Annotated in this window: 6 protein-coding genes; 1 reads left to right on the top strand and 5 read right to left on the bottom strand. The window is 73.0% G+C overall.

All coding sequences use genetic code 11. From position 1 onward, the window contains the following. On the bottom strand, positions 1 to 1,294 hold a 1,294-nt coding region (locus PROKR_RS16395), incomplete at its 3' end, for a threonine/serine exporter family protein (RefSeq protein WP_084800490.1). Between the two features lie 97 nt (positions 1,295 to 1,391). After that, on the bottom strand, positions 1,392 to 2,516 hold the full coding sequence (locus PROKR_RS16390; RefSeq protein ID WP_036964764.1) for an FAD-dependent monooxygenase: 1,125 nt from the start codon (positions 2,514 to 2,516) through the stop codon (positions 1,392 to 1,394). Positions 2,517 to 2,585: 69 nt separating this feature from the next. Here PROKR_RS16390 and PROKR_RS16385 point away from each other — a divergent pair, with 69 nt between their 5' ends. Next, complete coding sequence (locus PROKR_RS16385) at positions 2,586 to 3,185, top strand: TetR/AcrR family transcriptional regulator (protein ID WP_211240158.1); 600 nt, start codon at positions 2,586 to 2,588, stop codon at positions 3,183 to 3,185. On the opposite strand, the gene PROKR_RS16380 is transcribed toward PROKR_RS16385, so the two are convergent. The 3 genes from PROKR_RS16380 to PROKR_RS16370 form a co-directional block, all read right to left on the bottom strand. Continuing rightward, a complete protein-coding gene (locus tag PROKR_RS16380) occupies positions 3,157 to 3,828 on the bottom strand; it encodes an NADPH-dependent F420 reductase (protein WP_051433058.1) in 672 nt (223 codons plus the stop codon). The genes PROKR_RS16385 and PROKR_RS16380 overlap by 29 nt on opposite strands. Continuing rightward, positions 3,828 to 4,742: an LLM class flavin-dependent oxidoreductase gene (locus PROKR_RS16375; protein WP_245605852.1), complete on the bottom strand. Its 915-nt coding sequence runs from the start codon at positions 4,740 to 4,742 to the stop codon at positions 3,828 to 3,830. Before PROKR_RS16375 ends, PROKR_RS16380 begins: the two co-directional genes overlap by 1 nt. Further along, positions 4,739 to 5,675: FAD-binding oxidoreductase (locus tag PROKR_RS16370; RefSeq protein ID WP_036964762.1), on the bottom strand; the 937-nt coding region annotated here is incomplete at its 5' end. The genes PROKR_RS16370 and PROKR_RS16375, both read right to left, overlap by 4 nt.

Below are 5,675 nucleotides of genomic sequence, written 5' to 3'. Positions count from 1 at the left end.
AGGCTGCGAGCACGAGGGACGCAGCCCCGCCACCGGCGCCGGCCGGCGAAGCCGGGTCGGCGTGCACCATGCCGAGCAGCCCGTAGAAGACCGCACCGCCGGGTACCAGCGGCACGATGGCCGCCGTCGTCACCGCGACGGACGGGACGTGCAGGTTGTGGGCGATGAGAACGCCGACGAAGCTGGCGAGCAGTGCCGCGAGGCCGCTCGCGGCCGCCTCGTGCAGGTCGGACGTCAGCACCATCGCGTGGCTGAGCGCCGTGACCGTGCCCAGCACGGCGCTCACGGCGACGATGCGCGAACCGGCGCCGTTGAACAGCGCCACCGCGACCGCGATGATGACCGCCCCGCCGACCTGGTTCGGCAGCGGGCCCAGCGGCGACGGACCGTCCGGCAGGGTCATCCGGTACCCGAGCATGCTGCCGAGCTCCAGCCCGGCCAGGATGCCCACCACCAGGCCGAGCGTCTGCAGCGTGAGATCGAGGATGCGGCCCGCCGCGGTGAGCGCGAACCCGTCGATCGCGTCCTGGGCCGCACCCACCACGGTGAGCCCGGACAGCATCAGCACGATGCCGGACGCCACGATGATGGCGGGCTGCACCCCGGCGAAGGGCTCGACGTCGGCCGCGGCGAGCGCGGACACGATCACCGCGACCACCGTGGTGACGAAGGCTCCCGCGATCTGGCTGAAGAAGGACGGCACGCGCAGCCGGGCGAGCCCGGACTGGGTCGCCGCGGCCCCGAGCGCCGCGACGAACGTGAGCCCCACCAGCACCGCTGATCCGCCGGACAGGATGCTCGCACCCACGGCGAGCAGGGCCCGGGCGACCACGACGACCGGCTGCCGGTAGCGGAACGGCACCCGCCGGATGGCCCGGAACGCGGTCCGCGCCTCGTCGAGGTCCATCCCGTCGTCGACGGCGACCAGCAGCGCCTGCATGCGCTGCAGCTTCGTGTGGTCGGGCGCCGCCACCCGCACGACCCGGAGCAGCGTGTGCGGCCAGCGGTCGCCGCTGGGCTGGTACGAGAGGGCGATCGACGTGTAGGTGACGTCCACGTGCACGCCCTTGAGCCCGTACGCGCCGGCAACGCGCGTGATCGCAAGGGTCACCTCGTGCGCGGACGCCCCGACGGCGAACATCGACTCGCCGATCCGCATCGCCAGGTCCAACGCCCGGATCACCATCGTGTCGTCGACGGCGGGATGGACCTCGGTGTCCGGGGCCTCGGAGGGATCGGTGTGCAGGGCCCGGCGCACCGACGCGTACAGGCTTCGACGGGCTGGCTGGGGCATGCGTCCCATTGTGCTGAGAGGCTCCGTCACCGGCATCCGGCCTGGGGGTCCCGTGCGCGCGGGCCGTCGTCCGGGGCCCGGTCCCGCGCGCTCGCGGTCAGCGGGAGGAGGCCGTCGCCGCGTACGCGTTGAGCCGCTGGTTGCGCTCCTGGATCGCCTCGGCCGTGGGCGGGACGACGAGCTCACCGCCCGGCGCGGCCGTGGCCTGCGCGTGTGTCACGTACGGGCGCTGCCGCTTCTCGTGCTCGGCGAACGCGGCGTCGAGGTCGTGCGGGTGCGCGGCAAGAGCCTCGGCGAGGATCGAGGCTCCCGTCAGCGCGATCGAGGTGCCGCGCCCGGACAGGCCGGAAGAGCAGGAGGCGGCGTCGCCGAGCAGGACCACCCGGCCCCGGTGCCAGGCGTCCATGTGGATCTGGGCCACGGTGTCGAAGTAGAGGTCGGGATCCGCCGTCAGGGCGTCCACGATCTCGGGAACACGCCATTCGGTGTGCCCGGCGAACGCGCCGGCGAGGAGGCGCCGGCCGGAGTCCGGGTCGCGGTAGTCGTGGTCGAGCGGCTCCGAGCGGAAGGTCGCCACGGCGAGCACCTTGTCGTGGTAGCGGGCCACGCCGATCATGCGGCCGGGATAGTTGTAGAAGGAGTTCTCCCGGCTCGCCGCGTCGCCCCGGCCGGGCATCAGCCCGAACGCGACGTAGTACCCGAGCGGGCGCAGGTACTCGCTCTCGGGGCCGAACACCAGGCGCCGGGTCGCGGAGTGGATGCCGTCGGCACCGACGACCAGGTCGAAGCGGTCGGTCGCACCGGAGGCGAAGGTGACGTCCACGCCGGCGCCGTCGTCGTCCAGGGCGGTGACGTGCTCGTGGAAGACCAGACGCGCGGCGTCGGGCAGGGCGTCATGGAGGATCCGGGTCAGGTCCTCCCGCGCGATCTCGAGGTCGTCGGGCGAGTCACCGACCAGGTCCTGCGGCGCCGCGGCGAGCACGGCGCCGTCGGGCCCGACGAAGTGAACGGTCTCGGTCATCCGCAGCCGGGCGCCTCGCACCGCGTCCAGGACACCCATCTGCTCCGCGGCACCAAGGGCGTCGCCGCGCAGGTCGATCGGCGACCCGCCGGTACGCAGCCGGTCCGCCTGCTCGACGATCGTGACCTCGTGCCCCGAACCGCCGAGCGTGATGCCCGCGGACAGACCCGCCAGCCCGGCACCGGTGATCAGGATCCGCATGGTGACCTCCTCCCAAGAGACACCTTGTCTCTTAATCGTCCTGGTACCGTAGCACAGGGAGGAGACATAGTGACTCTTAACGGGGAACGGCGGCGGCGCGGCGCCGAGCTGGAGACCGCTCTGCTGGACGCGGCCTGGGCCGAGCTGGGCGAGCGCGGCTACGACGACCTGACCTACGATGCCGTCGCACAACGTGCCCACACCGGGCGAGCCGTGCTGTACCGGCGCTGGCCTGCCAAGGCCGAGCTCGTGCACGCCGCGGTGCTGCACGTGCTCGACCGGCCCACCGACCTGCCGGACACGGGCAGCCTGCGCGGCGACGTGATCGCCGCCCTCCGGCAGGCCAACAGCACCAAGGTCGTCCTCGGCGTGCAGCTGCTGACCCGCCTGGGCGACTACTACCGTGCGACCGGCGTCTCGCTGGGCGACCTCATCGACTCGGCCACCGGTGGCACGAACCCCGTCATGCGGACCATCGCCGAACGCGCGGCCGCACGGGGCGAGCTCGAACCCGGCACGATCCCGGACCGCGTGCTGCGCGTGCCGGTGGACCTGTTCAGGCTGGAGTTCATCCTCACCTACGACCCGGTACCCGAATCGGTGATCCTGCAGATCGTCGACGACGTCTTTCTGCCGTTGGTCAATGCCTGGCGCTCCGGAACGCCGTGACGCCCGCGCCGTGACGGTCGAGCATCGCACGCAGCGCGTCCGCCGACACGCTCGCGCCGAACGCCTCCGTGCCCGGCTGGAGGCGGACGCCGTCGGACAGGGTGCCCGCTCGTACCGGGTCGAAGCCGAGCCGGTCGACCAGCCGGACCACGGCCGCGACGTCGTCCGCGTCGTCCCCCGCGACGGCGATGCCCTTTCGTGCGGGATCGCCCGCAGGGCGGGACCCGTCCTCGAGGTCGTGGTAGCCCATGTGGTTGAACGCCTTCACGACACGCGCGTCGGGCAGCGAAGCCTGGACGAGCTCGCTGGTCGACGTGCGAGGGTCGGACAGCTCCTCCCGGTCACCGTCGGTCTCCCGCCAGTAGTTCATGGCGTCGACGACGAGCTTGCCGCGCAGGTCGGCGGCGGGAAGGGTCCGGTACCTGCCCAGGGGAAGGGCGAGGACGACGATGTCGGCCTCCCGCGCCGCGTCAGGAGCCCGTACCGCCGACCCGCCGGGTACGACGGTCCGCACCGTCAGCGCGATGCGCGACGGATCGCCGGAGCCCGCGATCAGCACGCGGAGGCCGGCGTCCAGGGCGAGGCGGGCCAGGGCGGTGCCGACCTTGCCCGCCCCGAGGATGCCGAGGGTGGTGACAGCCATCAGGCCTCGCCACGTTCCCGGGCGACGACGTCGCGCACGGCGGGCGCCACCTCGGCCGCGAACCGCTCGGTGGTCGCGACGTCGTCGCCGCCGATCAGGTAGGCGGTGACGCCGTGCTCCAGCGCGAGCCCGGCGAGCTGCTCGACCCACTGGTCCACCGGCCCGTCCAGGAGCCCGCGGCCGGCCGGGGAGAAGCGCACGTTCATGAAGTTCATGAGCCTCCGGACGTCGCCCGGTGAGCGCCCGGCCGAGACCGCCGCCTCGTCGATGCGCGCGTTGATCCCGGGCAGCGAGTCCACGCCGTCGGGCAGGTACTCGATGGTGGGCAGCCAGCCGTCACCGATCTCGCCGGTCAGGGCCAGCATCCGCTTCTTGTACGCGCCGATCCAGACCGGGATGTCGTGCGCGGGGGCGGGACCGCGCTTGGCCCCGGTGGCCTGGTAGTAGGTCCCGTCGAGCCGCACCCCGCCACGGGTCTCGGTGTCCCAGATCTCGCGGATGATCGTGACGGCCTCGCGGAGCGCGTCGACACCCTGGCCGGGCGTCAGCCGGCGTCCGCCCATCGCGGCGATGCCGTCCCAGAAGGCGCCCGCGCCGAGGCCGAGCTCCACCCGGCCTCCGCTGAGCCGGTCCAGCGACGCGGCGGCGCGGGCCAGCACGGCCGGAGGGCGCAGCGGCAGGCTCAGCACGTTGCCGCTCAGGTGCACCCGCTCGGTGCGGGCCGCGACGTAGCTGAGCAGGGTCCACGTGTCCAGGAACGTCGGCTGGTAGGGGTGGTCCTGGAAGGTCACCAGGTCCAGCCCGGACCGGTCAGCCGTCACGGCGAGGTCGAGCACGTGCCCCGCCCCCTGGGCGCTGGGTGTCACGAACGTGCCGAACAGCAGGTCGTGGCCGTAGTCGGTCATCTGTGTCATGCCTCCTCGCTCGCGCGGACGGCGGCGGAGCCGTCGCGCGGGTCGATGTTGAAGTTGTCGCGGAACAGGTTCTCGGGGTCGTAGCGGCGCTTGAGGTCGCGCAGCCGGGTGAGGACGGGCGGCGGGAAGGCGTCGTGCAGGCGCTCGGGCCGCCGGTCGGTGTCGAAGCTCAGGTACAGGCCGTCGAAGTGCCGGGCGAGCCGGTCCCACCGCGCGTCCAGGTCGTCCTGGTCGGCGCCCATCGCGGTGACCTGGAACGCCGGCGTGCGATGGGCGAACGCCGTCTCGTGGGCGGGGACGTCCGCGATCGCGCCGCCCATGGGACGCAGCTCGTAGAAGAAGACGCGCCCGCTGCGCAGCAGCGCGGCGGTGTCGTGCGCGGCCTCGGGGGTGATCGCGGGCAGGAACGCCGAGCGTGAGACGGGCTCGCCCTGCCCGTGGTGCCCGTCGGGCCCTACGTCCGCCGCCTGTCCCATGATGTCCTTGTACCGCGTCAGGTAGGCCTCCTGCTGCACCAGGGCGCCGAGGTCCAGGAACGGTGTGAGCCGCTCGACGACGACCTGCGGGTCGGGCGAGTCGACGATCGCGTACAGCTGGATCATCGACTGCCCCTGGCGTGGCCGCCCGGTCACCAGGAAGACGGTCGTGTCCCGCGGCGCGGCGGTGGCGACCTCGCCGAACCGGAGCAGCGACTTCTCGATGTCGGTGGTGACCAGCGAGAGCTTGGCCCAGCCCACCTCCCCCACGTCGTCGACCTCGAACTCGAACGCGGTGGCGACGCCGAAGTTCGCCCCGGCCCCGCGCACGGCCCAGAAGAGGTCGGGGTGGTCGTCGCGGGTGGCCCGCACCGCGGTGCCGTCAGCCAGGACCAGCTCGACCGCCCGCAGGTGGTCGATCGTCAGCCCGTGCGCGCGGCCCAGCAGCCCGATGCCG

The sequence above is a fragment of the Promicromonospora kroppenstedtii DSM 19349 genome (assembly GCF_000515355.1).
Taxonomy (GTDB): Bacteria; Actinomycetota; Actinomycetes; order Actinomycetales; family Cellulomonadaceae; genus Promicromonospora; species Promicromonospora kroppenstedtii.
The sequence above is the reverse complement of the archived record's forward strand: the minus strand, read 5'-3'. Positions and strand labels throughout refer to the sequence as shown.